The following is a 3,875-nucleotide window of genomic DNA, read 5'->3' on the forward strand; positions in this document are numbered from 1 at the left end:
CGAAGCCTGAACGTACCGGTGGCCCCCGGGGTAACCCCGGGGAGGCGAACTGACGACACGCGCCAGTGCACCGTCTCGAGATTGCGCTGCCGCACGGGCCAACCATAGCCGCCAAAATACTGCCAACGGTTGATCACGGCTGCAGCGTCGCTCCGCGTCACATGCGGATCGACTTATGACGAGCGAGCGCACGCCTCTGCGGACTAGGGTCGCGATGGTGAGCGACGACCTGGACGTACGCCGTCCCGACCTAGTCGGCGTGAGCCGCACCGGCACGGTGAGGTGGTTCAAGCAGGAGAAGGGCTACGGCAGGATCACCGCCGACGATGGTGAGGTGCTCTTCGTCCACTACTCGGACATCGTCGCTGAGGGTTACCGGTTCGTCGTTGCAGAGCAACGGGTCGGCTTCGTATGGCGCGGCGGGATCATGGATCACGGTCGCCACCACGCTGAAGACGTGCGCGTCCTTGACGAGGCGTCTGAGCCGTAGCGGTCGGCTCACGTCTCGCAAGCGGATCCCCCACCGGAACCGTGCGGTCGTCCGCTCCGTCGCACCCGTATGTGGTCCTTGTCTGCGACGGCACTCGCGTCGGCGCTGCTCATACTCGCCGGCTGCGGCTCCGACGCCGCGGGCGGACGGGCCACCTCGGGGGTGACCGGTCACGTCACGCTGGGACCAACCTGCCCGGTCGAATCGGCTGGCAGTCCGTGTGAGGACCAGCCGCCCGCGAACGTCGTAGTGACGGTCTCTGAGGCACTCCCGGGTGAGGCGTACGGGGCGGGACCGGCGGTCGCCCGGGGCACCACCAATGCCGAGGGGTCCTTCCGCATCGCGGTGCCACCGGGCGAGTACATGGTCACGGCGCACGCGGGCATGTCCTGCGAGCTGATGGATGCCCGTGTCCTCGAGGACAGGTTCGTCACCGTGACGGTGACCTGCGACACCGGCATCCGCTGAACAGGTCGCGATCTCGGAGACACCGCTCCGAGCGACGAGAGCTACGCGCCCACGACAGGTCGCCCGACAGACCGGTGACGTCGCGCGGGACCAGTCTGGCTGGCGCACGGCGTGGCCGTGAGGCAATCGTCACGTGGAACGTGACGGTGCGAGATCGCCAAGGCGATCACGGCGCAGCGTTCTGTGCCGCTGGCGCCATCGGGGTCCGCGATCGCTGAGACGAACGGTTCCCGATGAGGACACCCGTCCGTAGCGCCTTGCCGCCGCCCACCCGGTCTGATCCAGGCACGACCGTGGTCCCGCACGCCGAACCGTCCGCGGACGGTTGTCGGCGAGTCGGACGGCGCCGGTCAACCTCCGCGTGAGCATCAGGACGTCTCGACAGCCCCGTCCGGAGCTCCGTCCCCGGACAGGGACCCAGTACGGGGCAGGCACTGATGACCAAGTGCCGCGAGTTCGCCCTGGTGCCAACCTCCGCGCCGTCGACAGCGTGTGAATCAGTCGCCCAGCTCGGCCCGCCGACGGATGACGTACTCCTCGAGCTCCTGGCGGATGGCGTCGTCGAGGGCCGGCTGTTCGTACTCCACCAGCTTCTTCGCATAGATCTCCGCGGCCCGGTCGTTGGCGTCCTTGCCCCCGTTGCGCATCCACTTCTCGTAGTTGTCCGACGACGACAGCAGCGGTCGGTAGAAGCAGGTGCGGAAGCGTTCCATGGTGTGCGCGGCGCCCAGGAAGTGGCCACCGTGGCCGACCTCCTCGTGCGCGCCGAACGCCATCGATGCCTCGTCGATCTCGAGCGGGGTGAACTCGGCCTGCATCATCTGCAGCAGCTCGATGTCGACGATGAACTTCTCGTAGCCGGCCACGAGGCCACCCTCGAGCCAGCCGGCCGAGTGCATCACCCAGTTCGCGCCGGCGAGGAAGGTCGGCATCATCGTCATCAGCGCCTCGTAGCCCGCCTGTGCGTCGGCCACCTGCGAGGACGTCAGGCCGCCACCGGTGCGGAACGGCAGGCCGAAGTGGCGGGCGATCTGCCCGGTGCACAACAGCCCGATCCCGGACTCCGGCGTGCCGAAGGTCGGCGAGCCCGACTGCATGTCGATGTTGGAGAGGAAGGACCCGAAGATCACCGGGCAGCCGGGGCGGATCAGCTGCGAGAGGGCTATTCCCGACAGCGCCTCGACGATCTGCTGCACCAGCGCGGCGGGGATGGTGACCGGCGACATCGCGCCCATCAGGATGAACGGGGTGAGCACGACGGGCTGCCCGGCGCTGGAGTACTCGAACTGCGCCTCCAGCATCCGGTCGTCCCAGCGCAGCGGGGAGTTGCAGTTGATCAGCGAGATCGAGACCGGCGTCTCCTCGATCGCCTCCCGCGAGCCGAACAGGATCTCGCCCATCTTGATGGTGTCGGCGGCGTTGACGCCCGAGACGACGTTGCCCATGTAGATCTTGTCGGTGAGCGACATCAGCGCATAGGTCATGTCGAGGTGCCGGCTGTCGAGAGGAGTGTCGTTGGGCTCGCAGATCACGCCGCCCGCGGAGTCCAGCACGGGGAAGCTCTGCGCCAGCTTCGTGAAGTTGCGGAAGTCGTCCATCGTGGCGTCGCGGCGCACCTCGCCCTGCCGGACGAACGGCGGGCCGTAGACGGCGCCGAAGGCCATCGAGTCACCACCGATGTGGATCGTGTTCGCGGGGTTGCGGGCCTGGACGTCGAACTCGCGCGGGGCCTTGGCCACCTGCTCGAGCACGAAGTCGGGGTCGAGGAAGACCGTGTTGCCCTCCACCCGCTGGCCCGCCTTGCGGAACAGCTCGAGCGCACGGTCGTCCATGAACTCGACGCCGATCTCGGTCATCAGCTTTCGCCAGCCTCGATCCAGCATCGCCATCGCGTCCTCGGACAGCACCTCGTAGCGCGGCATCGCGTTGCGGAACACGGTTCCTCCTGATCTGCCGGGGTGCTTGACCGCTGACCCCGACGACTCGTAGCCTCATCATGTGGGACCAACGTTCCACATCATGGAACACGAGGGAAGCCCCCCACCCCGAGGAGTCGTCGTGAGCGACCGCGACATCGACCGGGCCACCGGCCCGACCAACGGCACGCGCGCCGTCGACCGCGCCGCCGATCTGGTCGCGACGGTCGTGCGCGCCGATGAGCCGATGACCTTCGCCGCCCTCCAGGACGCCAGCGGGCTCGCCAAGTCGACGACCTCGCGGATGCTGACCGCACTCGAACGCTCGGGCCTGCTCGAGCGCGACCGCGCCGGGTCCTACGTCGCCGGCCGGCTGTTCTGGCTGTACGCCGCCCGCCACGACCCGTGGGAGGAACTGGCTCGCTTGGCCATGCCGATCCTTGAAGCCGTCGGTGACAAGACCGGCGAGACCGTCAATCTCGGCGTGGCCCGCGGCGAACGCGTCGTCCACGTTGCGCAGGTCGATGCCCGCTATCTGCTCGGCACCCGCGACTGGACCCAACTCGAGGTTCCGGCGCACACCTCTTCGCTTGGCAAGGTGCTTTATGCCTACGACGTGCTGCCCATGCCCACCGGCAAGTTGGAGCAATTGACCGAGTCCACGGTCGCCACTAGCCGCGAATTGCTCAGCCAGCTGGGCGTCGTACGCCGACAAGGTTTTGCCACCACCGTCAACGAACTCGAAGTTGGACTGACGGGCATCGCTGCCCCGGTCCGAATTAGCAGAGTCGAATCCATCGCCGCCCTCGGCATTTCCGGCCCCACGACCCGCCTGGGAGACGGAAGATTAGGCGATGGCCAAGAGACGTTCGGCCGCTATCTGGTCGAGCAAGCCGAGCGGCTAACCGCGCTGCTCGCGCGCCCCACATCAAAGGTTCGCACTAGCAAGGAGGGTGCCGCATGACTTCCCCCATCAACCCCGGCGCAGATCGCCCACAAGA

The 3,875-nt window shown here is 67.5% G+C and carries 4 protein-coding genes; 3 read left to right on the forward strand and 1 reads right to left on the reverse strand.

The window, feature by feature from the left end; all coding sequences use genetic code 11:
- Positions 1-217: 217 nt before the first annotated feature.
- A complete protein-coding gene (locus RMO85_RS10355) occupies positions 218-490 on the forward strand; it encodes a cold shock domain-containing protein (protein ID WP_397203630.1) in 273 nt (90 codons plus the stop codon).
- Positions 491-739: 249 nt separating this feature from the next.
- Complete coding sequence (locus RMO85_RS10360; protein WP_310528647.1) at positions 740-958, forward strand: hypothetical protein; 219 nt, start codon at positions 740-742, stop codon at positions 956-958.
- A gap of 497 nt (positions 959-1,455) precedes the next feature.
- Here the strand turns inward: RMO85_RS10360 and RMO85_RS10365 are convergent, their stop codons facing one another.
- Positions 1,456-2,895, reverse strand: coding sequence for a trimethylamine methyltransferase family protein (locus tag RMO85_RS10365; protein WP_310528648.1), 1,440 nt, complete (start codon positions 2,893-2,895; stop codon positions 1,456-1,458).
- A gap of 121 nt (positions 2,896-3,016) precedes the next feature.
- Here RMO85_RS10365 and RMO85_RS10370 point away from each other — a divergent pair, with 121 nt between their 5' ends.
- Positions 3,017-3,838, forward strand: coding sequence for an IclR family transcriptional regulator (locus RMO85_RS10370; protein ID WP_310528649.1), 822 nt, complete (start codon positions 3,017-3,019; stop codon positions 3,836-3,838).
- The last annotated feature ends 37 nt before the right edge of the window (positions 3,839-3,875 follow it).

This window comes from Nocardioides sp. (assembly GCF_031422975.1).
GTDB lineage: Bacteria > Actinomycetota > Actinomycetes > Propionibacteriales > Nocardioidaceae > Nocardioides.